The sequence below is a fragment of the Jiangella anatolica genome (assembly GCF_003236295.1).
GTDB lineage: Bacteria > Actinomycetota > Actinomycetes > Jiangellales > Jiangellaceae > Jiangella > Jiangella anatolica.
This window is the reverse complement of sequence record NZ_POTW01000002.1, coordinates 92,468-116,295: the sequence shown is the minus strand read 5'-3', so window position 1 is coordinate 116,295 and position 23,828 is coordinate 92,468. Positions and strand designations below refer to the sequence as shown.

Below are 23,828 nucleotides of genomic sequence, written 5' to 3'. Positions count from 1 at the left end.
CCGCAGAACATTTCTCCCGAGATATCACCGGTCCGGCAATGCGGACAAAGAATCGGGCTCAGCGACCGGCGCCGGCGAGGGTCAGCTCCGCACGGGCCTCCGCGGCCAGCCGTACGTGCCGGTTCTCGACGGCGACGGCGACGGCGTCCGCGGCGGGCGCGCGGCCGTCGGCGCCGAAGTGCCGCAGCGTCCGCGCGGTGTCGAGCAGCGACAGCGCGTGCATCCACGTGGAGCCGAGCGCGACGGCGAGGTCGACGGCGCGCCAGCAGGCCCGCAGCGCCTCGGCCCGGTCGCCAGCCGCCCGGTGCACGGCCGCCGTCACGGCCGCCTCGTAGTGCGCGTCGTAGGACACCGGCGCCGGCTCCTCGACGGCGCTCGCGGCGGCGAGGTCGGCGCGGGCGTCGGCGCACCGGCCCAGCCCGGCGTGTGCCCGGGCCCGCGTGCGCAGGCTGCGGGCCCGGATCTGCGCGGACAGGAACTCGCGGTCGTCCACGCAGGCCGCGATGACGGCGAGGGCGTCCTCGTACCGGCCCGCCTCGATGTGGATGCAGGCCTGGTTCTCGAACATGATCAGCTCGCCGTACCGGTCGCCGAGCTCGCGGCGCAGCTCGACGGCGCGCTCCGCCGCGGCCAGCGCCTCGTCCAGCCGGTGCTGCGCGGCCAGCGTCAGCGTGAGGTTGGTCCACGCGGCCGCGGTGATCGCCGGGTCCGACGGCGGCGTGGCCGCGCGCAGCACCGTCCGCGCCGTCTCCTCGTCGTCGCCGCTGTCGCAGCACTCGCGGGCGACGGCGTCGAGCAGGACCAGCAGCGCCGCAGCGTGGTCGACGGCCGGTTGCTCACCGCCGGCCAGCTCGGTCCGGGCCAGCGCGACCAGCTGGGTCCGCCGCGGATGCAGCCAGGCGTGGATCTCGCACCGGTCGGCGAACGGCCGCCCGCCGGCGAGGTCGTCGCGCGCGCCGGGCAGGCCGGGGACGGCGTCGTGCGGGCGCAGCCGCAGCCGGGCGTTGCGCAGCGTCAGCAACAGGTGGAGGAGCAGCCGCCGGCGGGCCGCCCGGGCCGCCTGCGGGTCGGTGACCGCGCGGATGTGGTCGTCGACGAGGTCGTGCCAGCGGTAGCCGTCGCCGGCCGGCTCGACCAGCCGGATGCCGGCCAGCCGGTCCAGCACCCGGCGCGCCTCTCCGGCGTCGACCTCCCAGACGACGGCCGCCGTCTCAGCGTCGACGGCGGCGCCGGTCAGCGCCGCGAGCAGCCGGTACCGCTGCGCCTGGACCGGCTGCAGGCTCACGTAGGTGGCGTCCAGCGCGGCGCGCACCGCCAGCCCGCCGGCCCGCAGCTCGCCCAGCCGGTCGTCGCCGCGCAGCCGGCCGGCGAAGTGCTCGATCGGCCAGGCCGGGCGGCTGGCCAGCCGGCCCGCGGCGATCCGCACCGCCAGCGGCGACCCAGCGCACCGGTCCAGGACGGCGGCGGTCGCGTCGGGCTCGGCCGCCAGCCGCTCCGCGCCGACGACGGAGGCCAGCAGCTCGCGCGCCTCCGGCTCGGTGAACATGCCGAGATCGACCCGCGCGTCGGCGGGCAGCTCCGGGACCCGGCGCCGGCTGGTGACGATGACGGCGCAGCCCGGCTCGGCCGGCAGCAGCGACGCGGCCGCCTCCGGGTCGGCGTCGTCCATCAGCACCAGCAGCCGCCGGCCGGCGCACAGCCGGCGGAACAGCTCGGCCCGCTCCTGCGGGCACGGCGGCAGGTCCGGGCCGCCGACGCCGAGCGCCCGCAGCAGCCCGGCCAGCGCGTCGGTGCCGAGCGCCGCCGCGTCGCTGCTGGTCCGCAGGTCGGCGAAGAGCTGGCCGTCGGGGTAGTGGTCACGGACCTCGTGCGCCACCCGCAGCGCCAGCGTCGTCTTGCCGGTGCCGCCGGGGCCGGAGATGACGACGGTCCGGCAGCGCCCCTCGGGGGCGGAGCCGGATCGGAGCGCGGCGGTGAGTACGGCGATCTCGCCGGCGCGGCCGACGAAGGACCGGGGCCGCGACGGCAGCTGGGCCGGTCGCGGCTGCCCGGGCCGGGACGGCGCGCCGGACGGGGCGGCCGCGTGCCCGGCGTCCTCGACCGGCGCGCCGGCGACCTCCGGAGCGTCGGGCGCGACGGCGAGGATCCTGGTGTGCAGCGCGGCCAGCTCCGGGCCCGGACGGCGACCGGCCGCCCGCAGCGCGCGGACGGTGTCGTTGAAGACGCCGAGCGCGTCGCCCTGGCGGCCCTCGCGGTACAGCGCCGCCATCAGCTGGGCGGCGGCGCCCTCGCGCTCCGGGTGCGCCGTCACCAGCTCGCGCAGCTCGCGGATCACGCCGTCGTCGGGTCCGTGCAGCAGCAGCCGCAGCTCGTGGGCACGCTCGGCGACGCCGAGGATCTCGTCCAGCACGGCGGGTCCGCTCTGCCGCGTCAGCACGTCGGGCCAGAGACCGGTCAGCGGGTTGCCCCGCCACAGCGCCAGCGCCCGGTCCAGCAGCGCCAGCCGCTCCGGCAGCTCCTCGACGGTGCGCGCGGCGGCGGACAGCGCCCGCAGCCGCCCGACGTCGACCGACTCGGGCGGGAGCACCAGCCGGTAGCCGTCGCCGGTGGACTCGATCGCGCTCCGGCCGAGCACGGCGCGGACCCGGGCCACGTGCGTCTGCAGCGCCGCACGTGGATGCTCCGGCTGGACGTCGGGCCACAGCAGCCGGGCCAGCGTGCCCTGCGAGACGACGCCGCCGGTCCGCAGCGCCAGCGCGGCGAGGATCACCGCCGGCCGGCCGGACGGGACCGGCACCGGCACGCCGTCGCGACGGACCTCGACCGGGCCGAGCAGCCGGATGTCGACGGTGGTGTCCGCGCCGGCCTCGGGCCCGGGCGGGCCGAGCGGCCGGCCGGGATCGAGGTCCGGAGCGCTGGTCACGGCCGCTCCGCCACCAGCTCGCGCAGCTCGTCGGCGCGCGGCGAGCCGAGCGACTCGAAGATGCGCAGCGCCGCGGTCCAGTGCTTGCGCGCGGTCTCGCCGTCGCCGTCGCGGGCCCGGCTGTGGCCGAGCTCGGCCAGCGCCTCGGCCTCGACGTCGATGAGGTGGCCCTCGCGGGCCAGAGCCGCCGCCCGCGCGGCCGGCGGGCCACCGTCGCGACCGGCCCGGCGCAGCGCGTTGGCCTCCTTGACCAGCCCGGCGGCCTGCAGCGGCAGCGAACCCAGCTCGGCGGCGACGGCCACCGCGCGGGCGAACCCGGCGACGGCGTCGTCGGCGGCGCCGGTCTCCAGCGCCAGGTGCCCGTCGGCCAGCAGCTGGTCGAACAGCTCGACGCCGGGCTCGTCGCCGAGGCCTTCGCCGGTGAGCGCCAGGTTGCGCCGGGCCTCGTCGAACAGCCCGAGGCTGACCTGCACGTCGGCGAGGTTGCGCCGGCAGCGTCGCCGGACCTCCGGCGCGAGGACGTCGTCGGCGTCGGCGCAGCGCTCGAACAGCGCCGCCGCCTCCTCGTACCGGCCGTCCAGCTCGTACCAGACCGCCATGTTGTGCAGCATGATCACTTCGCCGTACCGGTCGCCCAGTTCGCGGCGGGCGGCGAGGCCCCGGGCGCCGGCCTCCAGCGCCTCCTCGCGCCGGCTCTGCGCGCCCAGCGACAGCGCCAGCGAGTGCCAGGCCCGCGCGGTCAGCGCCGGGTCGCCGAGCTTGGCCGGGATGTCGAGCACCGCCCGGGACAGGTCCTCGGTGTGCGCCTCGCGGCAGCACTCGTACCGGGCCCGGGCCAGCGCCAGCAGCAGCGCGGCGGACTCGTCGACGATGTCCTGCTGGTCGCTGTGCAGGCCGGCCAGGCCGAGCGAGGTCATGAGCGCGGCGTGCGGGTGCAGCCAGCCATGCACCTCGGCGCGGTCGGCGAACGATCGCCCGGCGACCTCGTGGGGGAACCAGGCGCCGGACTCGGCGGCGGTGCCGCCGGGCCGCAGCACCGGCCACAGGTTGTGCAGGCAGCGCAGGTAGTACCGGACCAGCCGGCGCCGGGCCGCGACGACGCGGTGGGTGTCGGCGACGGCGCGCAGGTGGTCGTCGACGAGGTCGTGCCAGCGGTACTCGTCGGGCGCGGCGGAGTCGATCAGCCGCACGTCGACGAGGTGCTCCAGCACGCCTCGAGCGTCGTCGGCGCCGACGTCCCACGCGGCGGCCGCGGTCTCGACGTCCACGGCGGGACCGGGCACGGCGGCCAGCAGCCGGAACCGGAACGCGATCGCCGGGTCCAGGCCCTGCACCGACGCGGTCAGCATGGAGCGCACGCTGAGGTCGCCCATCTCCAGCTCGTCCAGCCGGCTGGTGAGCAGCCGCTCGGCGAAGTGGTCGATCGGCCAGGACGGCCGGGTCACCAGCCGCCCGCCGGCGATCCGCAGCGCCAGCGGCGAGCCCTTGCAGGCGTTGATGAGCAGCGCGGTCGCGTCCGGCTCGGCCGCCAGCCGGTCGGCGCCGACCATCGACTCCAGCAGCTCGTAGGCGTCCTCGTCGGAGAACAGCGCGAGGTCGATCTGCACATCGGCGGGGATCATGCTCAGCTGCGGCCGGCTGGTCACCAGCACGCTGCAGCCGCCCGCGCCGGGCAGCAACGGGGTCAGCTGCGCGGCGTCGCTGGCGTCGTCGAGCACCACCAGCAGCCGGCGGTGCGCGCAGGCGGACCGGAACAGCGCGGCCCGCTCGTCCAGCGTCGCCGGGATGTCCTCCTCCGGTGTCGCCAGCGCGCGCAGGAACTCCGCCAGCACATCACCCGGGTCGGCCGGGACGGTCGACCCGCGCAGCTCCGCGAACAGCTGGCCGTCGGGGTGCGCGTCGCGCAGCGCGTGCCCGACGTGCAGCGCGAGCGTGGTCTTCCCCGATCCGCCGGGCCCGCTGATCAGGCCGAGCCGGGCCCACGACCGCGCCTCGGACAACGTGGCCGTGAGCAGGTCGATCTCGTGCTCCCGGCCGACGAACCGGGCCGTCGAGCGGGGCAGCTGCACCGGCGCCCGCACCACCGTCGCCACCGAGCCCGCCGCCGCGCCGTTCGTCCGACCCGCGTCGGTGCCGGGCTCGGCCGCCAGCAGCGCCGGGTCGGTGTCGAGGATGCGCCGGTGCAGGCCGGTCAGCTCCGGGCCCGGGTCGATGCCGAGCTCGTCGCGCAGCACCGTCACGACCTCGTGGTAGGCCGCGAGCGCGTCGCCCTGCCGGCCCTGGCGGTACAGCGCGAGCATCAGCTGCGCCCACAGCCGCTCCCGCCACGGGTGCGCGGCGACCAGCCGGCGCAGCGACGGCACGAACTCCTCGTCGGTGCGGTCCAGCCGCAGCCGCAGCTCGTTCAGCCGCTCGGTGGCCGACAGCAGCTCCTCGACCAGCAGCGGCGCGGTCGCCTTCTCCAGGTCGTCGGGGTTGAGCCCGGCCAGCGGGTCGCCGCGCCACAGCGCCAGCGCCTCGCGCAGCAGCGTCAGCTCGGTGGCCGGCTCGGCGTCGCGGGCGGCGGCGACCAGCTCGCGGAACCGGCTGACGTCGACGGCGTCGGGCGGCAGGTCCAGCCGGTAGCCGTCGCCGGCGGCCTGGACGAAGCCGTCGCCGAGCGCGGCGCGCAGCCGGGCGACGTGGGTCTGGATGGCCGCGCGCGGATGCACCGGCTCGTCGTCGGGCCACAGCCAGCTGGCCAGCGCGTCGATGGGGACCACGGCGCCGGGGCGCGCCGCGAGCGCCGCGAGTATGACGGTAGGCCGGCCGGGCGGCACCGAGATCGTGACCCCGTCGCGGTGCACCTCGACCGGACCCAGAAGTGCGACCTCAAGCCGCGCCCGGCCCACCAGCTCTCACCCTCCTGTCCCCCTGCGCCAGGGGCAACCGTACCGGTGACTGCAAGGAGATCGCACAGTCAACCGCGCCCCGAGCCCACTGCCTGCGGGTTTGCCGTTACTCAGCGGTTCTGGTCAAGGCAGGCAAGCTACTCAGAAGGGGCATCTCTTGCCAGATCAGACATCCGCCGTCACGGCGCGAGGATCAGCTCCAGCGTCCGGGCGACGTGCGCGCCGGCCTGCGCCGCCGTCGGCGCCGGGTCCAGGCCGAACATCCGCCGCCGGTGCGGTTCGCCCATCAGCAGCGTGAACAGCTGCTCGGCCAGCCGGTCGGAGTCGTCGCAGCGGACGGCGAGCCGGTCCGGCGGCAGCGTCGCGAGCAGGCCGGACAGCACGCCGATGTAGCGGCGCGGCCCGTTCGCGTAGTGCCGGGCGGCGAGGTCGGGGAACTTCGCCGCCTCGCCGGTGACCAGCCGGTGCAGCCCGATCGCCTCGTCGGACAGCATCAGCCGGACCAGCCGGACGCCGAACGCGTGCAGGTCGGTGACCGGGTCGCCGGCGTCGACGGCGTTCACGACCCGGTCGCCGAGCCGGCGGACGACGGCCACGAACAGGTCGGCCTTGTCGCCGACGGTCGTGTACACGGTGCGCTTGGCCACCCTGGCCTCGGCCGCGATGACCTCGATGGTCGTGCCGCCGTAGCCGTGGGCGAGGAACAGCCGCATCGCGGTCTCGAGCAGCGCGTCGCGCCGGGCCGCGCGGTCGGCGTCGCGCGGCCGGCCACGTGGCGCCGCCTTCGCCGCCCGTGCAGTCACATCGTCATCCTCGCGCGGAGGTACGCTTGGATGCAATGAAACGCTAACGTTTCATTGTTTGCCCGTGACAACGAAGGGCGGGAACGAAGTGGCGACCACCAGTCGCAAGCGCCCGGCGCGCTCGGCGAAGAACGCCGAGGAACTGCTCGGCTACTACCGGCAGATGCTCCTGGTGCGCCGGTTCGAGGAACGCACCGCGCAGGCGTACACCGAGGCGAAGATCGGCGGCTACTGCCACCTCAACCTCGGCGAAGAGGCCACCGTCGTCGGCCTGATGGCCGCGATCGAGGAGCGCGACTACCTCTTCACCAACTACCGCGATCACGGCTACGCGCTGATCCGCGGCATGGACCCGGGCCGCGTCATGGCCGAGCTGTACGGCCGGCAGGACGGCGTCAGCAAGGGCTGGGGCGGCTCGATGCACCTGTTCGACACCGACGTGCGCCAGCTCGGCGGCTACGGGATCGTCGGCGGGCAGCTGCCGCTGGCGGCCGGCGCCGCGCTCGCGGTCTCGTACCGCGACGGCGACGAGGTCGTCATGTGCCAGATGGGCGACGGCACGACGAACATCGGCGCGTTCCACGAGACGCTGAACATCGCGACGCTCTGGGACCTGCCGATCGTGTTCGTCGTCGTCAACAACCGCCTGGGCATGGGCACGACGGTCGAGATGTCGTCGGCCGAGCCGGAGCTGTACAAGCGCGCGTCGTCGTATCGCATGGAGTCCGCGCGGGTCGACGGCAACGACGTCATCGCCGTCCGCGACGCCGCGAAGGTCGCCGTCGAGCGGGCCCGCGAGGAGCAGCGGCCGTACCTGCTCGAGACCGTGAGCGGCCGGCTGCGCGGGCACTCCGTCGTCGACCCCGCCGCGTACCGCAGCAAGGAGGAGGTCGACGAGGTCCGCGCCCAGGACCCCGTCGCCGGGCTGCACGACCGGCTCGTCGCCGACGGCGCCGCCACGGCCGAGGGCCTGGCCGAGATCGACGCCGACGTCCACCGCATCGTCAAGGCCGCCGTCGAGTTCGCCGAGAAGAGCCCGGCGCCCGAGGTGTCCTCGCTGTTCGACTACACGTACGCGTCGCCGGTGCCGAACGACTCGCGCCGCCTCCCCGCAGACCCGCTGTTCCCGGTAGGAGCTTGACATGGCCGTCATGAGTTACCGCCAGGCGCTGCACGACACGCTGCGCGCCGAGATGCTCCGCGACCCGGACGTCTTCCTGATGGGCGAGGAGATCGGCCGGTTCGAGGGGTCGTACAAGATCACCGCCGGCCTGCTCGACGAGTTCGGGCCGAAGCGCGTGCGCGACACCCCGATCGCCGAGGAGGGCTTCACCGGCGCGGCCGTCGGCGCGGCGATGCTCGGCCTGCGCCCGGTCGTCGAGATCATGACGATCAACTTCTCGCTGCTCGCGCTGGACCAGATCGTCAACCACGCCGCGAAGATCTACGGCATGTTCGGCGGCCAGCGCTCGGTGCCGATGGTGATCCGCACGCCCGGTGGCGGCGGCCAGCAGCTCGCGGCGACGCACTCGCAGAACGTCGAGCTGTTCTACGCGTTCACGCCCGGCCTCAAGGTCGTGGCGCCGTCGTCGCCGGCCGACGCGAAGGCGCTGCTGATCGCGTCCATCCGCGACAACGACCCGGTGCTGTTCCTGGAGAACCTCGCGCTCTACAACACGAAGGGCGAGGTGCCCGACGGCGACGAGCCGGCCGAGATCGGGCGTGCGGCGGTGACCCGCGAGGGCACCGACATCACGCTGGTCGCGTACTCGCGCATGGCGCACGTCGCGCTGCAGGTCGCGGAGAAGCTGGCGGCGGACGAGGGCATCTCGGCCGAGGTGGTCGACCTGCGCAGCCTGCGCCCGCTGGACCGGCCGACGATCATCGAGTCGGTGAAGAAGACGTCCTGCGCCGTGGTGCTCGAGGACGACTGGCTGACGTACGGCATCGGCGCCGAGGTCGCCGCGTCGATCTCCGACGGCGCGTTCGACTACCTCGACGCGCCGGTGCGGCGGGTGGCGATGGCCGAGGTGCCGCTGCCCTACGCCAAGCCGCTGGAGCTGGCCGCGCTGCCGTCGGCGAACGACGTCGTCACGGTCGTACACCAGACCCTCGACGCCGTCGGCCGCCGGTCCGTCGGCGCGCACTGAGGAGACCCGCGATGACCGACATCCTGATGCCCCGGCTCTCCGACACGATGGAGGAGGGCGTCGTCGCCGCCTGGCGCAAGCAGGTCGGCGACGAGATCCACCCCGGCGACGTACTGGTCGAGATCGAGACCGACAAGGCCGTCATGGAGCACGAGGCCTACGAGGACGGCGTCCTGGCCGAGATCCTGGTGAAGGAGGGCGACACGGCGCCGATCGGCGCGCCGATCGCCCGGCTCGCCGTCGCCGGCGAGCCCACACCGGCCGCTGCCCCCGCCGCGCCCGCTCCCGTCGCCGAGCCGGCGAAGGCCGAGCCCGCCCCGGCGGCGCCCGCACCCGCCGCGGCTCCGGCCCCGGCGCCGGTCACCCGGCCGGACGGCGGCCGCATCCTGTCCTCGCCGCTGGCCCGGCGCGACGCCCGCGAGCAGGGCATCGACCTGGCGACGGTGGCCGGCTCCGGCCCCGGCGGGCGGATCATCCGGGCCGACGTCGCCAAGGCGGCGTCCGCGGCTCCGGCGGCCCCCGTGAGCACCCCGGCGCAGCCCGCCGCTGCCGCCGTCGCGCCCGAGGTGGCGGAGACCGACGAGCTGATCCCGCTCAGCTCGATCCGCAAGACGATCGCCCGCCGGCTGACCGAGAGCATGCAGTCGTCGCCGCACTTCTACGTGACGAAGACGATCGACGCCGGCCCGCTGTCGCAGCTGCGGGCGCAGCTGAACGAGCGGCTCGTCGCGGCGGACAAGAAGAAGGTCAGCGTCAACGACATCATCGTGCGCGCCGTCGCCGTCGTGCTGCGCGACCACCCGGTGGTGAACTCGTCGTTCACGCCCGAGGCGATCGTGCGGCACGGGCGCGTCCACGTCGGCATCGCGGTGGCGACGGAGACCGGGCTCGTCGTGCCGGTGATCCGCGACGCGGACACGAAGAGCCTGACCAGCATCTCCGCCGAGACCCGGGCGCTGGCCGGCAAGGCCCGCGACCGCAAGCTCGGCCTGGACGAGATGACCGGCGGCACGTTCACCGTCAGCAACCTCGGCATGTACGGCATCGACCACTTCACCGCCGTGATCAACCCGCCGGAGGCGGCGATCCTTGCGGTCGGCGCGGTGCGGTCCGAGGCCGGGGTGAAGGACGGCGAGCTGGCGGTCGTGCAGAAGATGACGATGACGCTGTCGTCGGACCACCGGGTCATCGACGGCGCCCAGGCCGCGGAGTTCGTCCGCGACCTGGCCACCGTGCTCGAGGACCCCTGGCTGGCGATCGCCTAGCCGATACCGTCGAGGAACTCCAGCACGGCGCGACGGTAGGTGTCGGGCTGCTCGGCGTCGATCAGGTGACCGGCGCCGGGCACCGTCACGAGCGTCGCGCCGGGCAGCACCTCCTCGTACTCGCGCGCGATGCCCGGGTCCTTGTAGTCGCAGTCGCCGCGCAGCACGATCGCCGGCACCCGCACGTCGCGCAGCGCGGGCCGCGGGTCGGGCACGGTCAGCTGGTCGGCCGTGGTGAGCTGGTTGGCGTAGAAGCCGGGCACGGACTGCGGGATCTCCTCCAGCGGCCGGTCCGGGTGGCAGCTCGCCGCCGGCGCCGCGATCGCCAGCAGCTCGGCGAAGACGGCGTCGATCTCGGCGTCGCCGACCAGGGCGTGCGCGGCCCGCGGGTTCGTCTCCAGCAGCAACGACCAGGCCAGCAGTCGCGGGCTCGCCTCCAGCTCGTCGATCCGCCGCTCCTGCTCCGGGGTGAGCCGGTCCCAGATGTCGCCCTCCTCGCGGTCCGCCCAGGCCGGCGCCCACAGCACGCCGGGCGAGGTGAGGACGAGGCCGGCGACGTGCTCGGGATGCGCGGCTGTGTACTCGGCGGCCAGCGTCGCGCCCCAGGAGGCGCCCATGAGCACGACGCGGTCGGCGCCGATCGTGTCGCGGACCGCCTCGAGATCGGCGACCTGCCGGGCGACGGTGTAGCCGGTGGGGTCGTCGAGCCGGTCCGAGCGGCCGGAGCCGAGCTGGTCGTAGAGGTAGACGTCGTAGCCCTGCGCCGCGAGCAGCCGGTCCACCGCGTCGGGGCCGTCGCCGGGCGTTCCCGGCCCGCCGTGCAGCATGATGACCGGCGTCGGGCGCGGCTCTCCCTCGGCCGGCACCTGGGTGTAGGCCAGCCGCGACCCGGTCGGCAGCGTCCAGTAGCCGGTCGGCTGCGACCGTGGGCTGGGCGGCGCTTCGTCCATGGGCAGCAGGACGGTGACCGAGGCGAGCGCGACGGTCGCGACGACCACTACGGCCGTGCCGACCGCGGTGAGCATGCGCCGCCGCACGCCGGCGTACACCAGCAGCGCGCAGGTCGCCGTCAGAATGACGAGGCCGGCGGCGGCGATCAGGGCGAGCTCGTCGGTGAGGTTCGCCGCCACCCACAGCGCGGCGGCGCCGGCGACGGGCGCGACGAGCACACCGAGCAGGACCAGCAGGGCGCGGCCGGCGTGGCCGAGCACGCGGCGCGCGCGGTGGGTCGTGGTTGTCGGGGTGACATCCGGGCTGAGCTGCTGTGTCATGGTGCGATCGTGTGCGCGCCGGGCCGGCCCGCGCGTCCGCCGGCGCGCGCCGAGTTCGTCCGCTCGCGGGTGGACCCGGTGTCACCCCCGAGGGGGACGTGGGCGACACGGCGCGGCCGTAGCCTGTCCCTCGTGAGGCGCTGGTGGCCGGATCGACGTGTGGAGCGCGGCCCGGTGTGGGTCGCGCTCGACGTCGTCGTCGCCTACCTGTCCGCGGTGATCGCCATCGGCCCGTCGGACCACACGGCGTCGGTGCTCAGCGGCTCGGCGGTCGAGCGGGTCTGCGCGGTGGTGTGGTTCGCGGCGATCGCGGGGCGGCGGTTCGCGCCGGCGTCGGCGCTCTGGGCGGCGGCAGCCGCGACGGTCGCCGCGGTGGCGTCCGGCGCGGAGGTCACGAACGTCTCGCTGGCGACGGCGCTCGCGGTCACGCTGGTGGCCCGGACCCGGCCGCCCCGGCGTGCGGCCGAGCTCGCCGCGCTGCCGGTCGTGGCGACGCTGGTGGCATTGGCCGGCGACACGGACGCCGTCGTGCTGGCCGGCGCCGTCCACGCGGTCGCCTGGCTGGTCGGCTGGGCCGGCCGGACCCGGCAGGAGGCCGCCGACGCGATGCGCGTCCGTGAGAACGAGCGCGCCGTCGCGGCCGAGCGGGCCCGGGTGGCCGCGGAGCTGCACGACGCGGTCGGGCACGCGGTGACGGTGATGGTCACGCACGCCGGCGCGGCCCGGCTGGTCCTCGGCGAGGGAGCGCCACCGGTGCAGGAGGCGCTGGCCCGGATCGAGGACGTCGGCCGCGGCGCGATGAGCGACCTGGACCGGATCCTGGGGCTGCTCACCGACTCCTACGACGTCGAGGCGGCGCTGCGGGCCCTCGTGGCCGGGCTGCCCGGCAGCGTCACGGCGGAGCTCCGGCTCCCGCCGGCCGACGTGCTGCGCCGGCTCCCGCCGCGGACGGCGCAGACGGTCGGCCGGGTGGTCCAGGAGTCGCTGACCAACGTCGTCCGCCACGCCGGGCCGGCCCACGCGGTCGTGGCCGTGACCGTCACCGGCGGCGACCTCACCGTCTCGATCACCGACGACGGCGCCGGAACGACCACCCGGTGGCCCGACAGCGGCCGCGGCCTGGCCGGCATGAAGGAGCGGGTCGCCGGGCTCGGCGGCAGCCTCGACGCCGGCCCGGCCGATGGGGGCGGCTGGCGGGTCGCCGCCACCCTGCCGATGGAGGAGGCGCCGTGATCCGGGTGCTGCTCGCCGACGACGAGGAGCTGATGCGGGCGGGGCTGCGGATGATGCTGCAGACCCAGCCGGACCTCGTCGTCGTCGGCGAGGCATCCGACGGACGTGAGGCCGTCCGGCTGGCCACCACCGCGACCCCCGACGTCGTGCTGATGGACATCCGGATGCCGGTACAGGACGGCGTGGCCGCCACCCGGGCGATCGCCGCGGCCGGGCCCGGCGCGCCGCGCGTGCTGGTCCTCACCACGTTCGAGCTGGACGAGTACGTGTTCGCCGCCATCCGCGCGGGCGCCGCCGGGTTCCTGCTCAAGCGCAGCCCACCCGAGACGCTCATCGACGGCATCCGGACCGTCGCCGCCGGCGAGGCGCTGCTCGGCCCGTCCGTCACCCGCCGCCTGCTCGCGGAGTTCGCCCGCTCCGCGCCGGTCCCGCCCGATCCGGCGACCGCCCGCCGGCTGGCCCAGCTCACCGAGCGGGAGCATGACGTGCTGCTGCTGCTCGGCCGCGGCCTGTCGAACGCGGAGATCGCCGACCGTCTGCACATCGGCGCCGCGACGGTGAAGACGCACGTGACCCGCGTGCTGGACAAGCTCGGACTGCGCGACCGCGTCCACGCCGCCGTCTTCGCGTTCGACCACGGGCTGGTCACGCCGAAGCGGCCGTGATGCTCAGAGCCGGAGCCGCCAGATCTGGCCGACGAGGTCGTGGCCGAAGCTGTGGTGCCGGTTCTCCTCGACCAGCTCGAAGCCGGCCTTCTGGTAGATGCGCCGGGCGGCCGCGAGCACGTCGTTGGTCCACAGCACGATCGACGTGTAGCCGGCCGACCGGGCGAACTCGACGCACTCGGCGACCAGCCGGGTGCCGATGCCGGCGCCGCGAGCCTCGGGGTCGACGAGCAGCAGCCGCAGCTGCGCCGTCGTCTCGTCCTTGCGCACGCAGAACACCGCGCCGACGGGCCGTCCGTCGAGCTCGGCGACCCAGGCGTTCTCGCCGGACGGGTCGAAGTTCTCGGCGTAGTCGGCGACGATGCGTGCGACCAGCGCCTCGTAGCTGCGGTCCCAGCCGTACTCCTGGGTGTAGAGGATGGCGTTGCGCTGCACCACCCAGCCCAGGTCGCCGGGGCGCAGCGTGCGGACGACGACCGTGTGCGGCCGCGTCGACTCGCCCAGCAGCCGGCGGACGGAGTCGAGGTCGGCCACCAGCCGGGCGCGGTCGGCCTCGGGCAGCGCCGCGAGCAGCTGCTGGGCCTGCCGCTCGGACCGGCTCTGCAGGTCGTCGCAGGCAGCGCGGCCGGCCTCGGTGAGCGCGGCCAACAGCTTGCGGCCGTCGGCGGCGGACTTCGTGCGCTCGATCAGGCCGGCTGCCTCGAACCGGGCCAGCGTGCGGCTGAGCTGGGCGGCGTCGATGCCGAGAGTCTCGCGCAGCTCGCCGACCTCGGTGACGTCGCGCTGGCCCAGCTCGAAGATGATGCGCCCCTCTGTGAGCGAGTAGCCCGACCGCAGCAGCTCCTGGTCGAGGAAGCCCATGACGCGCGTGTAGAAGCGGTTGAACTGCCGGACTGCGGCCGTCTGGTCGCGCTGCACCTCGGTCATGCCGTTGACTGTATCAAGGAATCCGTTGACTCAGTCAAGTACATGCTGGAGCAGCAGCGCCGTCGTCACCGGCCCGACGCCGCCGGGCACGGGGGTCAGTGCGCCCGCGACGCCGGCGACCGCCGGGTCGACGTCGCCGGCCAGCCCGCCGTCGGGTGTCGGGTTCGTGCCGACGTCGACGACGACGACTCCGGGACGGACGTGCGCCGGCGTGATCAGGTGCGTCCGGCCGACGGCGGCGACCAGCACGTCCGCCGTCGAGGTGACGGCGGCGAGGTCGCGGGTGCGCGAGTGGCACACCGTCACCGTCGCGTCGCGGTCCAGCAGCAGGTGCGCCAGCGGCTTGCCGACGACGGCGGACCGGCCCACGATCACCGCACGGGCGCCGGCCGCCTCGAGGTCGTGCTCGTCCAGCAGCGCGACGACGGCGGCCGCGGTGGCCGGCGCGTATGCGGGCAGGCCGGCGGCGAGCCGCCCCAGCGACAGCGGGTTGGCGCCGTCGACGTCCTTGGCCGGGTCGATCGCGCCGGACACGTCGGCGAGCGCGACGCCGGGCGGCAGAGGCGTCTGCAGCATGACGCCGTCGACGCTCGCGTCGCCGCTCAGCGCCATGAGCCGGTCGGCGATGCCGGCCGCGGTGGCCGCCGGGCCGAGGTCGTCGACGTCGCAGTCGATGCCGGTCTTCGCGGCGGCCGACGCGATCGAGCGGACGTACCAGGCGCTGGCCTCGTCGTCGGTCGCGGTGACGATGACCAGCCGGGCCGGCCGTCCCTCCGCACGCCGGGCGGCGGCCCGCTGGGCGACGTCGGCCCGGATCCGGGCGGCGAGCTCCTTGCCGGCGAGCTCGCGCGCCGTCACGCGCCGACCTGCCGGCGCACCGCGGCGGTGACCTGGTCGGCCCGGGTCGCGAGGTCGTCCACCTCGCCGGTCGTCGCGGTCAGCCGGTCGCGGACCGCCTGGTCGGTGACGCCGGCGAGGTTGATCTCGACGTTCAGCCGGGCCGTCGTGGCGGCGGCGCGGGCGGCCTCGGCGGCGGCCGCGATGTCGGTGGCGACGTTCGGGTTGCCGACCGGCAGCAGCTCCTCGGCCATCGCGACCAGGTGCGTCGCGGCGATGATGACCGCGGCCGGCGGCTCGGCGGCGGCCGCCAGCGCCGTCGCGATCGCGTCGGAGCGGGCCGCCTTCTCCTCGTCGGTGTCCTGCGGCAGCTGGTAGGTCTCGGTGACGGCGAAGAACGCCTCGGCGTCGTCCTCGGCCAGCTCCAGCGCGTCGGTGCGCAGCGCGTCGGCCTTCACCAGCACCCGCTCGACGACGTCGGCGTGCTCCTCGTACTTGGGGCCGGTGCTGTAGCGGGCCACCATGCCCAGCAGCGCGGCCGACTGGGCGGCGTGCAGGGCCGCGACGGCGCCGCCGCCGGGGGCCGGCACCCGGGCGGCCAGGCTGTCCAGGAAGGCGCCGATGGTCTCGTCGCGCACGGGATCTCCTCGGTTCGGCTGACGATCGCCGCACCCAGTCTCCCGTGCGGCGCCGCAGGACGCACCCCAGGTGCCGTCTCACCGTGTTCACCAGATGAGACGAGTATCCCGGAACAGACCGGTTCCGCCCGATCATGAAGACAGTGGCGCGACCCCGGGCGCCACCACAATCGAATAGGCGGCGACGATGACGAAAGCCATCGACCAGTTGCTGACGCGCGCCGTGGACACGGCGGTCTTTCCCGGCGCGGTGTGGGCCGTCGGCGATCCCGACGGCATCCGCGACCAGGGCGCCCGCGGGCTGCTCGACCCGTCCACGCCGGACGACCCGATGCGCTCGGACACGCTCTTCGACCTCGCCAGCCTCACCAAGATCGTCACGGTCTGGGCCGGCATCGGCACGCTCTGGGAGGACGGCACGCTCAACCTCGACCGTCCGCTCGTCGACTACCTGCCCGACCTCGACGGCCACGACCTCGCGAGCGTCACCGCCCAGCACCTGCTCACGCACACCGCCGGCGTGCCGGCGCGGGCCAACCTCAAGGCGCTCTACGGCACCGACCGCAGCGCCGTCGAGCGCGGGATCCTGCACGAACGGCTCGCCCACCGGCCGGGCCAGGTGGTCGAGTACACCGACCGGGCGGCGCTGATCCTCGGCCTCGTCGCCGAGCGGCTCACCGGGCTGCGGCTGGACGAGCTGAGCCGGGCCTGCGCCTGGGACGCGCTGCACATGACGTCGACCCGGTTCGGGCCCGTCGACGGCGCCGACGTCGCGCGGTGCGCGCCGACCGAGCTCGACGAGGACACCGGGCGGCACCTGCGCGGGACGCCGCACGACTACTCCGCCCGGCTGCTCGGCGTCTGCGGCAGCGCCGGTGTGTTCTCCGTCGTCGCGGACCTCGGCGCGTTCCTGCGCTACCTGCTCGCGCCGGACCAGGCGCCGCGACGACCCGGCTTCGGGCCGGCCTGGATCAAGGAGTCGCTGAAGGTGCAGACCGGCGCGCTGCATCCGGCGCGCGGGCTGTTCTGGCATCCCGCGCCGACGCCCGACGGCGTGGGCGGGCGCGATGTGTGGGCGCACTTCGGGTTCACCGGGACCGCGATGTGGGTGTCGGTCCGGCGGCGGCGCTGGGCCGTGCTGCTGACGAACAAGCTCCACTACACGCGCGACAGCCATCCGATCCTCGACGTGCGCAAGGCGTTCTGCCGCTACGCGTTCGACCTCTGACCCCGTCCGAACGTCTGATTCGTGTGCACTCGGGACGACGGCGCCCGCGGACTCGGCTAGGCTCCGCGGCGGCTGCGAACGCTGCGCCTGACCTCATGACGCGAATGAGAGCTCGCTCACGTCGCAACATGTGAGTACCAATGTGACGAATGTGGCGGCCGTTAACTCATGGCTGAGATATCGTTCCGCTCGTGGCAGACGACTACCGGGGCCAGATCGGCCGGCTGATCCGCGACTCCCGCCAGCACCGCGGCTGGACGCAGAGCCAGCTCGCCGACGCGCTCGGCAGCAGCCAGAGCGCGATCCACCGGATCGAGCACGGGCAGCAGAACCTCAGCCTCGAGATGATCGCCCGGATCGGCGAGGCGCTGGACAAGCAGATCGTGTCGCTGGCGCCGCAGGGTCCGGTGCATCTGCGGGTCAGCGGCGGCCAGCGGCTGTCCGGCGAGATCGCGGTGCGGTCCAGCAAGAACGCCAGCGTCGCGCTGCTGTGCGCCAGCCTGCTGAACAAGGGGAAGACCACGCTGCGCGGCATCGCGCGCATCGAGGAGGTCAACCGGATCATCGAGGTGCTGGAGAGCATCGGCATCGGCACCCGCTGGCTGGGCGAGGGGCGCGACCTGGAGATCACGCCGCCGGAGCGGCTGGACCTGGACAGCATGGACGTCGAGGCGGCCCGGCGCACCCGCAGCGTGATCATGTTCCTCGGCCCGCTGCTGCACCGCGAGGTCCGCTTCAAGCTCCCGTACGCCGGCGGCTGCAACCTCGGCACCCGCACCGTCGAGCCGCACAACGCCGCGCTGCGCCCGTTCGGCCTGGAACTGAAGGCGACCGGCGGCTACTACCACGTCGAGGTCGACCGCTCGATGTCGCCCGACCGGCCGATCGTGCTGATCGAGCGCGGCGACACCGTCACCGAGAACGCGCTGATGGCGGCCGCCCGCAACGACGGCGTGACGGTGATCCGCAACGCCAGCTCCAACTACATGGTCCAGGATCTCTGCTTCTTCCTGACCCGGCTGGGCGTGCGCATCGACGGCGTCGGCACGACGACGCTGACGGTGCACGGCGTGCCCGACATCGACGTCGACGTCGACTACGCGCCGTCGGAGGACCCGATCGAGGCGATGAGCCTGCTGGCCGCCGCGATCGTCACCGGGTCGGAGATCACGATCCGGCGGGCGCCGATCGAGTTCCTCGAGATCGAGCTCACGCTGCTGGAGGAGATGGGCCTCGACTACGACCGCAGCGGCGAGTACGTCGCGGCGAACGGCGAGACCCGGCTGGTCGACCTCACGGTGCGGCCGTCGCAGCTGCAGGCGCCGCACGACAAGATCCACCCGATGCCGTTCCCCGGCCTGAACATCGACAACCTGCCGTTCTTCGCGCTGATCGCGGCCACCGCGAACGGCCAGACGATGATCCACGACTGGGTGTACGAGAACCGCGCGATCTACCTGACCGAGCTGACGAAGCTCGGCGGCAACGTGACGCTGCTGGACCCGCACCGCGTGCTGGTCGAGGGGCCGACGCGGTGGTCCGGCACGGAGATCATCTGCCCGCCGGCGCTGCGGCCGGCCGTCGTCGTGCTGCTGGCGATGATGGCCGCGAAGGGCACGTCCGTGCTGCGCAACGTGTACGTGATCAACCGCGGCTACGAGGACCTGGCCGCGCGGCTGTCCGTCCTCGGCGCCCGCATCGAGGCGTTCCGCGACATTTAGGGAAATTCTTCCGATTCGGGTGTCACAGCCCGGGGAGCGGGCATACCTACCCCCACGTGCGTGCTGCCTCACCCCATCCACGGGGGATGGGTGAGGACGCGGCCTGCACGGTGGCTCGACAGGCCCAGGGCGGGACTCACCCACATCTGGCCCGCCTGGACTGTGCACCTCGGAACGGCAAGGTGCGCCGGCCGGAGCCATCGAAGTCGAGGACTCGTTCGCCTGGCTGGTCGCACATCCTCGGCGCGGCGCCGCGCGGGGCCAGGGCGCCGTCACGCCCCTGGCCCCGGCCGCACGGTCCCGTCCGATTCCCGCTAGTAACGATGCCGGCGGCGGGCGAGACTGTAGGCATGTTGGACGAAGAAGCGTGCTACCGCGCAGTTCAGGGCCGGGACGCCCGGTTCGACGGCGTCTTCTACATCGGCGTCACGTCGACCGGCATCTACTGCCGTCCCAGCTGCCCGGCCATGACGCCGAAGCGGCAGAACGTGCGCTTCTACCGCACCGCGGCCGAGGCGAACACGGCCGGCTTCCGGGCCTGCCGACGCTGCCGTCCGGACGCGACGCCGGGCTCGGCGGAGTGGAATGTCCGCGCCGACATGGTCGGCCGGGCCATGCGCCTGATCGCTGACGGCGTCGTCGACCGCGACGGCGTCGCCGGTCTGGCCGGCCGGCTCGGCTACAGCGAGCGGCAGGTGCACCGGACGCTGGTCGAGGAGGTCGGCGCCGGCCCGCTGCGGCTGGCCAGGTCGCAGCGGGCGCACTCGGCGCGGACGCTGCTGGAGACGACGGAGCTGCCGGTCACCGAGATCGCGTTCGCGGCCGGGTTCGCCAGCATCCGCCAGTTCAACGACACGATCCGCGAGGTCTACGCGCTGACACCGTCCGAGCTGCGCGGCAAGGCGCGCCGCCGCGGCCGGGCGACGACCGCCGGCACGATCGACCTGCGGCTGGCCTACCGGCAGCCCGCGGACCTGCGCGGCGTGCTGGACTTCCTGGCGCTGCGGGCCGTTCCCGGCATCGAGGAGGTCGACGGCGACACGTACCGGCGCAGCCTCACGCTGCCGCACGGCACCGGTGTCGCGGAGCTGACGCCGCGCGACGGCTGGGTGCAGGCGACGCTGCGGCTGGCCGACCCGCGCGACCTGACGGCGGCCGTCGCCCGGTGCCGTCGGGTGCTCGACCTCGACGCCGACCCGCAGGCGGTGGACGACCTGCTCGGCGACGATGCGGCGCTGGGCCCGCTGGTGGCGGCCCGTCCCGGCGTCCGGGTGCCGGGGACCGTCGACGGCGACGAGCTCGCGGTCCGCGGGGTCCTGGGCCAGCAGATCTCCGTCCTGGCGGCGCGCACCGTCGCCGGACGCCTGGTCGCCGAGCACGGCAAGCCGCTGGACGCGCCGGTGGGCGCCGTCACGCACGCGTTCCCGACGGCGTCCGTGCTGGCCTCCGTCGATCCCTCGACGTTCCCGATGCCGCGCAGCCGGCAGCGCACGCTGCACGAGCTGACCAGCCGGCTCGCCGACGGAACCCTGTGCCTCGACACCGGCGTCGACCGCGACGAGGCGGAGCGGCGGCTGCTGGACGTGCCCGGCATCGGCCCTTGGACGGCGGCGTACGTGCGGATGCGCGCGCTCGCCGACCCCGACGTGTTCCTCCCGACCGACCTCGGCGTCAAGCACGCGCTGGCCGCGCTCGGGCTGCCGTCCGAGCCGCGGGCGGTGGCCGAGCTGGCCGAGAACTGGCGGCCGTGGCGTTCGTACGCGCTGCTGCGCGTCTGGTCGACCCTCTGAAAGGCAGAGTCATGTCCCTGTACTGGACCACCATCGACAGCCCGCTCGGCACGTTCTGGGCGACGGGCGACGGCACGGCGCTGACCGGCCTCTACATGGAGCGCCCCGCCGCGCTCGACGGGCCTGGCTGGATCGAGGACGACACGTCGTTCGCGCTGGTCCGCGAGCAGCTGGCCGCGTACTTCGCCGGCGAGCTGCGGCGGTTCTCGCTGCCGCTGAGTCCCGTCGGGACGCCGTTCCAGCGGCAGGTGTGGGACGCGCTGCTGGCGATCCCGTACGGCGAGACCCGCAGCTACCGCGAGATCGCCGAGCAACTCGGCCGGCCGACGGCGTCGCGCGCGGTGGGCGCCGCGAACGGCCGCAACCCCATCTCCGTCGTCGTCCCCTGCCACCGCGTCATCGGCACCTCCGGCGTGCTGACGGGGTACGCCTGGGGGCTGGAGCGCAAGCGGGCCCTGCTCGACCTCGAGGCGTCCTAGCCGTCCTCGCGGTGCGCGGCGTCGGCCAGCAACTCCGCCACGAGGTCGAGATCGTCGGCGGCGACGTCGGCTCCGCCGGCGGCAAGAATCCGCCGCAGCGACTGCTGTCGCCGTTCCACGAACCAGAGCTCGACGTGGAGGGCGATGTCATGCGCGATAACGGCGTCGACCTCTCCGAGCTGCGCCAGCGCGACCGGCCCGGTGGCCGCGTCGAACGCGAGGCGGACGATGTCGAGGAGGTCGGTGCCCTGCTTCTCGGCGGAGCGGTTCATCACCGCCTGCAGCTTCATTGCGATCAGCGGACCGGGCTCCGCCATCGGCGTGGTCACCTCGACGTGCGATCCGCTCGCGCTGAGCGCCTCGATCGTCAGATCGGTCGCCGTGTCGTTAGCCCACGCATGCGCCGTGGCATGCAGACGGTCGCCGGGATCGTCACTGGGCCGGTCGATCTCCACCTGCCTGACCTCGAGCACATCGACCTTGACCGGGCCGAAGGCCGTAGGTAGGAGGACCGCGGACGGCTCCACCGGTTCGGCCCCATCCGCCGCACGGAGCACCTCCAGTTGCGGCACCTCACCGAGTAGCCGGTCCACGACGTCCAGGCACTGTGGCGCGATACGGGCTGGACAGCCGTGACAGCACGGCCAGTCCGCCCACGATGACCGGCGGCCGGCCGATGAGCCGGCCGACCTCGGCGACCCCCTGCACCACTGATGCCATGGCGTCCCCGACGAAAGTGACACGGCTACCAGACACGGGTCCAGCGTTCACCGGGCGTCCACGAATCGAGGATCTCGCGTCCCCGGCCAACGTCCTGGGCCAGATCCAATGCGACGAACAGGGGGTGCGCGAGCGGCCACTCGGTGGGGTTGCTCTCGACGTCGATCCGCTGTCGGACGACTGCTGACACGGGCGCGCGTCGCACGGTCAGGCGCGCCTGCGCCGCGGACGCCACGGCCCCCAGCAGTGTCGTCGCTCGCCGGATGATCGACTGCCCGGGCACGAAGAAGTCGAGGACCTGGCCGGACCGGAAGGCCAATGGCGCGCCGTAGGCGGCGGCCGCGGCCGAGTCGGTCAGCGCCCATCCCGGCTCGCGCCCGACCTCGTGGAGACCGAGTCGAAGCGGATCGAACCGGCGGGCATCGTTGATCGCCGGCAGGCTCCCGAGGAACGTGCGCCGGGCTGGCCAACGATCCGCAACGCGCCAGAACAGGTCGGTGCCGTCCACGGCGTTCACAGCGTCGGTCAGCCCGTCCCGCCGGAGCGCGGCCAGGATCTCCGACACGGTGCTGGGTGAGCGCCCCAGCTCCCGCGCCAGCTCCCGCACCGCGACCGGTCGCTCTGGCCGCATCAATAGCGCCGTCGCGACCTCGAGCCCTGCACTCCCGCTGAGCGCCCCGGAACGCTCCGCACGTCCCTTGACCGGCTCGACCCGAGCGTCGATCACGAGTCCGCCCGCGCGAAGTGCCAGGCGTCCGCGGAGATCGAGATAACCGCAACGATTCGAGGTGAGGAGGTCACCAGCCGCTCCGGTGACGCGGTCGGAGACGACCAGGAGAACGGACCCGGCTGGTCGGGTCATCGCGAGGAACTGCCTGGCCACGTCCTCGGTCACCAGCGAGCGGCGTTCGACCTCGACCGCGATCGCGATGCCGTCGGGATCGAGCAACAGGTCGACACCGCGATCGGCGTCATCCGGCCTGGCGTCGATGCCCAACTGCGCGAACGCATCGACCACCAATTCCACGGCGTCCATGGATTCGATGGTCACAGGTGTTCGGTGTTCGGTCAATACCGAACACCGAACACTCACCAGCTCCAGCCGTCGTGGCGCAGCGCGCTCTCGATCATCACCCGCCGGATCGCCGGTTGCGCGTCCGGCACCGGCAGCCCGGCCAGCCGCGCGGCGTCGAGCAGCAGGTCGTCGTAGGCGCGGGTGGCCGCGGCGAGGTGGTGGGCGCGGGCCCAGCGGCCCTGGTCGCACTCCAGCCGCCGGATCTCGCCGACGACGCGCGTGAGGCGCAACTGCACGGTCAGCGTCGCGAACGGATCGGCGACTGCGCAGGGCGTGGCCCTGTTACCGGGCCAGCGTCGGCGCAGTGCCCGGCCGAGATCGTGGAACGGCGATTCCATCGTGGGCTCCTGACCAGCATCGTAGCCAGCCCGGAGGTGGTTGACGAGAGTGTTTCGGCGGCGTTGTGCGAAGGTGAGGCATGCCCGAAGGCGACACCGTCTGGCTGGCCACCCGGCGCCTGCACGACGCGCTGGCCGGCGACCTGCTGGTGCGCACCGACTTCCGGGTGCCGCGACTGGCGACGACCGACCTGTCCGGGCGGACGGTGGTCGAGTCGGTGTCGCGCGGCAAGCACCTGCTCACCCGCGTCGACGGCGGGCTGACGCTGCACACGCACCTGCGGATGGACGGCGCCTGGCGGGTGTTCGCGGCCGGTCAGCCGTGGCGTGGCGGTCCGGCGTTCCAGATCCGGGTCGTACTGGCGACGGCCCGGGCGGAGGCGGTCGGCTACCGGCTGCCCGTCGTGGAGCTGGTCCGGACGAGCGACGAGGACACCGTCGTCGGACACCTGGGCCCGGACCTCCTCGGCGCCGACTGGTCGGCGCCGGCCGCCGTCGAGCGGCTCACCCGCGACCCGTCGCGGCCGATCGGCGAGGCGCTGCTGGACCAGCGGGTGCTGGCCGGGATCGGCAACGTGTACATGGCCGAGCTGTGCTTCATCGCCGACGTGTCCCCGTACGCGCCGGTCACCGCCGTGCCGGACCTGACCGGGCTGGTCGACGAGGCGCACCGGCTGCTGCACCTGGGCATCGAGACCGGCCGCCAGGTCACCACCGGCGACCCGCGTCCGGGGCGGCAGCACTGGGTCTACCGCCGCACCCGCCGTCCGTGCTGGCGCTGCGGCACGCCGATCCGCACCGGCTCGATCGGCGCCGCGCCGCAGGACCGGGTCACGTTCTGGTGCCCGCGCTGCCAGCCGAAACCGGCATGATT

General features: G+C 74.3%; 20 protein-coding genes. 10 read left to right on the top strand and 10 right to left on the bottom strand.

What is annotated here, in order from left to right:
* Window positions 1-58 precede the first annotated feature (58 nt).
* The 3 genes from C1I92_RS01415 to C1I92_RS01405 all read right to left on the bottom strand — a co-directional run bounded on the left by C1I92_RS01415 (window position 59) and on the right by C1I92_RS01405 (window position 6,617).
* A complete protein-coding gene (locus tag C1I92_RS01415) occupies window positions 59-2,923 on the bottom strand; it encodes an AfsR/SARP family transcriptional regulator (RefSeq protein ID WP_158563879.1) in 2,865 nt (954 codons plus the stop codon).
* On the bottom strand, window positions 2,920-5,814 hold the full coding sequence (locus C1I92_RS01410; RefSeq protein WP_111252864.1) for an AfsR/SARP family transcriptional regulator: 2,895 nt from the start codon (window positions 5,812-5,814) through the stop codon (window positions 2,920-2,922). Before C1I92_RS01410 ends, C1I92_RS01415 begins: the two co-directional genes overlap by 4 nt.
* Before the next feature lie 179 nt (window positions 5,815-5,993).
* Window positions 5,994-6,617: a TetR/AcrR family transcriptional regulator gene (locus C1I92_RS01405; RefSeq protein WP_199520851.1), complete on the bottom strand. Its 624-nt coding sequence runs from the start codon at window positions 6,615-6,617 to the stop codon at window positions 5,994-5,996.
* Between the two features lie 88 nt (window positions 6,618-6,705).
* Here C1I92_RS01405 and pdhA point away from each other — a divergent pair, with 88 nt between their 5' ends.
* The 3 genes from pdhA to C1I92_RS01390 are packed head-to-tail and all read left to right on the top strand — an operon-like array spanning window position 6,706 to window position 10,032.
* Window positions 6,706-7,758 carry a pyruvate dehydrogenase (acetyl-transferring) E1 component subunit alpha gene (gene pdhA, locus C1I92_RS01400; RefSeq protein WP_199520850.1) on the top strand — a complete coding sequence of 351 codons (1,053 nt, stop codon included), beginning with the start codon at window positions 6,706-6,708 and terminating at the stop codon, window positions 7,756-7,758.
* A gap of 1 nt (window position 7,759) precedes the next feature.
* Window positions 7,760-8,767, top strand: a complete 1,008-nt coding sequence (locus C1I92_RS01395; RefSeq protein WP_111252863.1) for an alpha-ketoacid dehydrogenase subunit beta — start codon at window positions 7,760-7,762, stop codon at window positions 8,765-8,767.
* Between the two features lie 11 nt (window positions 8,768-8,778).
* Window positions 8,779-10,032 (top strand): dihydrolipoamide acetyltransferase family protein, encoded by a 1,254-nt coding sequence (locus C1I92_RS01390; RefSeq protein ID WP_199520849.1) that lies wholly within the window; start codon window positions 8,779-8,781, stop codon window positions 10,030-10,032.
* Here the strand turns inward: C1I92_RS01390 and C1I92_RS01385 are convergent.
* Window positions 10,029-11,303, bottom strand: a complete 1,275-nt coding sequence (locus tag C1I92_RS01385) for an alpha/beta fold hydrolase (RefSeq protein ID WP_111252862.1) — start codon at window positions 11,301-11,303, stop codon at window positions 10,029-10,031. The two genes, C1I92_RS01390 and C1I92_RS01385, sit on opposite strands and share 4 nt — an antisense overlap.
* Before the next feature lie 132 nt (window positions 11,304-11,435).
* Here C1I92_RS01385 and C1I92_RS01380 point away from each other — a divergent pair, with 132 nt between their 5' ends.
* Both C1I92_RS01380 and C1I92_RS01375 read left to right on the top strand, forming a co-directional pair.
* Window positions 11,436-12,536 (top strand): sensor histidine kinase, encoded by a 1,101-nt coding sequence (locus C1I92_RS01380; protein WP_146604972.1) that lies wholly within the window; start codon window positions 11,436-11,438, stop codon window positions 12,534-12,536.
* Complete coding sequence (locus C1I92_RS01375) at window positions 12,533-13,201, top strand: response regulator (protein WP_111252860.1); 669 nt, start codon at window positions 12,533-12,535, stop codon at window positions 13,199-13,201. Before C1I92_RS01380 ends, C1I92_RS01375 begins: the two co-directional genes overlap by 4 nt.
* A 3-nt stretch (window positions 13,202-13,204) precedes the next feature.
* Here the strand turns inward: C1I92_RS01375 and C1I92_RS01370 are convergent, their stop codons facing one another.
* Genes C1I92_RS01370 through C1I92_RS01360 form a run of 3 tightly spaced genes read right to left on the bottom strand, consistent with a single transcriptional unit; the run spans window position 13,205 to window position 15,603 of the window.
* The gene (locus tag C1I92_RS01370; RefSeq protein WP_111252859.1) at window positions 13,205-14,128 is read right to left on the bottom strand and encodes a bifunctional helix-turn-helix transcriptional regulator/GNAT family N-acetyltransferase; all 924 of its coding nucleotides are present in this window, start codon (window positions 14,126-14,128) and stop codon (window positions 13,205-13,207) included.
* A 30-nt stretch (window positions 14,129-14,158) separates the two neighbouring features.
* A complete protein-coding gene (locus tag C1I92_RS01365; RefSeq protein ID WP_111252858.1) occupies window positions 14,159-14,986 on the bottom strand; it encodes a bifunctional 5,10-methylenetetrahydrofolate dehydrogenase/5,10-methenyltetrahydrofolate cyclohydrolase in 828 nt (275 codons plus the stop codon).
* Complete coding sequence (locus tag C1I92_RS01360) at window positions 14,983-15,603, bottom strand: cyclodeaminase/cyclohydrolase family protein (protein WP_111252857.1); 621 nt, start codon at window positions 15,601-15,603, stop codon at window positions 14,983-14,985. The genes C1I92_RS01365 and C1I92_RS01360 overlap by 4 nt, the downstream gene beginning before the upstream one ends.
* Before the next feature lie 187 nt (window positions 15,604-15,790).
* Here C1I92_RS01360 and C1I92_RS01355 point away from each other — a divergent pair, with 187 nt between their 5' ends.
* The 4 genes from C1I92_RS01355 to C1I92_RS01340 all read left to right on the top strand — a co-directional run bounded on the left by C1I92_RS01355 (window position 15,791) and on the right by C1I92_RS01340 (window position 20,821).
* Complete coding sequence (locus C1I92_RS01355) at window positions 15,791-16,831, top strand: serine hydrolase domain-containing protein (protein WP_111252856.1); 1,041 nt, start codon at window positions 15,791-15,793, stop codon at window positions 16,829-16,831.
* A 191-nt stretch (window positions 16,832-17,022) separates the two neighbouring features.
* On the top strand, window positions 17,023-18,552 hold the full coding sequence (locus tag C1I92_RS01350) for a helix-turn-helix domain-containing protein (RefSeq protein WP_111252855.1): 1,530 nt from the start codon (window positions 17,023-17,025) through the stop codon (window positions 18,550-18,552).
* Between the two features lie 350 nt (window positions 18,553-18,902).
* Window positions 18,903-20,342 (top strand): DNA-3-methyladenine glycosylase 2 family protein, encoded by a 1,440-nt coding sequence (locus C1I92_RS01345; RefSeq protein WP_111252854.1) that lies wholly within the window; start codon window positions 18,903-18,905, stop codon window positions 20,340-20,342.
* A gap of 11 nt (window positions 20,343-20,353) precedes the next feature.
* The gene (locus C1I92_RS01340; RefSeq protein ID WP_111252853.1) at window positions 20,354-20,821 is read left to right on the top strand and encodes a methylated-DNA--[protein]-cysteine S-methyltransferase; all 468 of its coding nucleotides are present in this window, start codon (window positions 20,354-20,356) and stop codon (window positions 20,819-20,821) included.
* On the opposite strand, the gene C1I92_RS01335 is transcribed toward C1I92_RS01340, so the two are convergent.
* The 3 genes from C1I92_RS01335 to C1I92_RS01325 all read right to left on the bottom strand — a co-directional run bounded on the left by C1I92_RS01335 (window position 20,818) and on the right by C1I92_RS01325 (window position 22,954).
* On the bottom strand, window positions 20,818-21,414 hold the full coding sequence (locus C1I92_RS01335; RefSeq protein ID WP_199520848.1) for a hypothetical protein: 597 nt from the start codon (window positions 21,412-21,414) through the stop codon (window positions 20,818-20,820). The two genes, C1I92_RS01340 and C1I92_RS01335, sit on opposite strands and share 4 nt — an antisense overlap.
* Window positions 21,415-21,566: 152 nt before the next feature.
* The gene (locus tag C1I92_RS01330; RefSeq protein WP_199520847.1) at window positions 21,567-22,592 is read right to left on the bottom strand and encodes a helix-turn-helix domain-containing protein; all 1,026 of its coding nucleotides are present in this window, start codon (window positions 22,590-22,592) and stop codon (window positions 21,567-21,569) included.
* A 38-nt stretch (window positions 22,593-22,630) separates the two neighbouring features.
* A complete protein-coding gene (locus C1I92_RS01325; protein ID WP_111252852.1) occupies window positions 22,631-22,954 on the bottom strand; it encodes a hypothetical protein in 324 nt (107 codons plus the stop codon).
* A gap of 80 nt (window positions 22,955-23,034) precedes the next feature.
* On the opposite strand from C1I92_RS01325, the gene C1I92_RS01320 reads away from it, so the two are divergent.
* Window positions 23,035-23,826 (top strand): Fpg/Nei family DNA glycosylase, encoded by a 792-nt coding sequence (locus C1I92_RS01320; protein WP_111252851.1) that lies wholly within the window; start codon window positions 23,035-23,037, stop codon window positions 23,824-23,826.
* Window positions 23,827-23,828: the final 2 nt, after the last annotated feature.

What these genes read in the sequence shown, in the direction of transcription:
- C1I92_RS01325 (WP_111252852.1), bottom strand. Translation starts at nt 22,954, where the DNA reads ATGGAATCGCCGTTCCACGATCTCGGCCGGGCACTGCGCCGACGCTGG.
- C1I92_RS01395 (WP_111252863.1), top strand. Translation starts at nt 7,760, where the DNA reads ATGGCCGTCATGAGTTACCGCCAGGCGCTGCACGACACGCTGCGCGCC.
- C1I92_RS01355 (WP_111252856.1), top strand. Translation starts at nt 15,791, where the DNA reads ATGACGAAAGCCATCGACCAGTTGCTGACGCGCGCCGTGGACACGGCG.
- C1I92_RS01390 (WP_199520849.1), top strand. Translation starts at nt 8,779, where the DNA reads ATGACCGACATCCTGATGCCCCGGCTCTCCGACACGATGGAGGAGGGC.
- C1I92_RS01385 (WP_111252862.1), bottom strand. Translation starts at nt 11,303, where the DNA reads ATGACACAGCAGCTCAGCCCGGATGTCACCCCGACAACCACGACCCAC.
- C1I92_RS01340 (WP_111252853.1), top strand. Translation starts at nt 20,354, where the DNA reads ATGTCCCTGTACTGGACCACCATCGACAGCCCGCTCGGCACGTTCTGG.
- C1I92_RS01345 (WP_111252854.1), top strand. Translation starts at nt 18,903, where the DNA reads ATGTTGGACGAAGAAGCGTGCTACCGCGCAGTTCAGGGCCGGGACGCC.
- C1I92_RS01320 (WP_111252851.1), top strand. Translation starts at nt 23,035, where the DNA reads ATGCCCGAAGGCGACACCGTCTGGCTGGCCACCCGGCGCCTGCACGAC.
- C1I92_RS01370 (WP_111252859.1), bottom strand. Translation starts at nt 14,128, where the DNA reads ATGACCGAGGTGCAGCGCGACCAGACGGCCGCAGTCCGGCAGTTCAAC.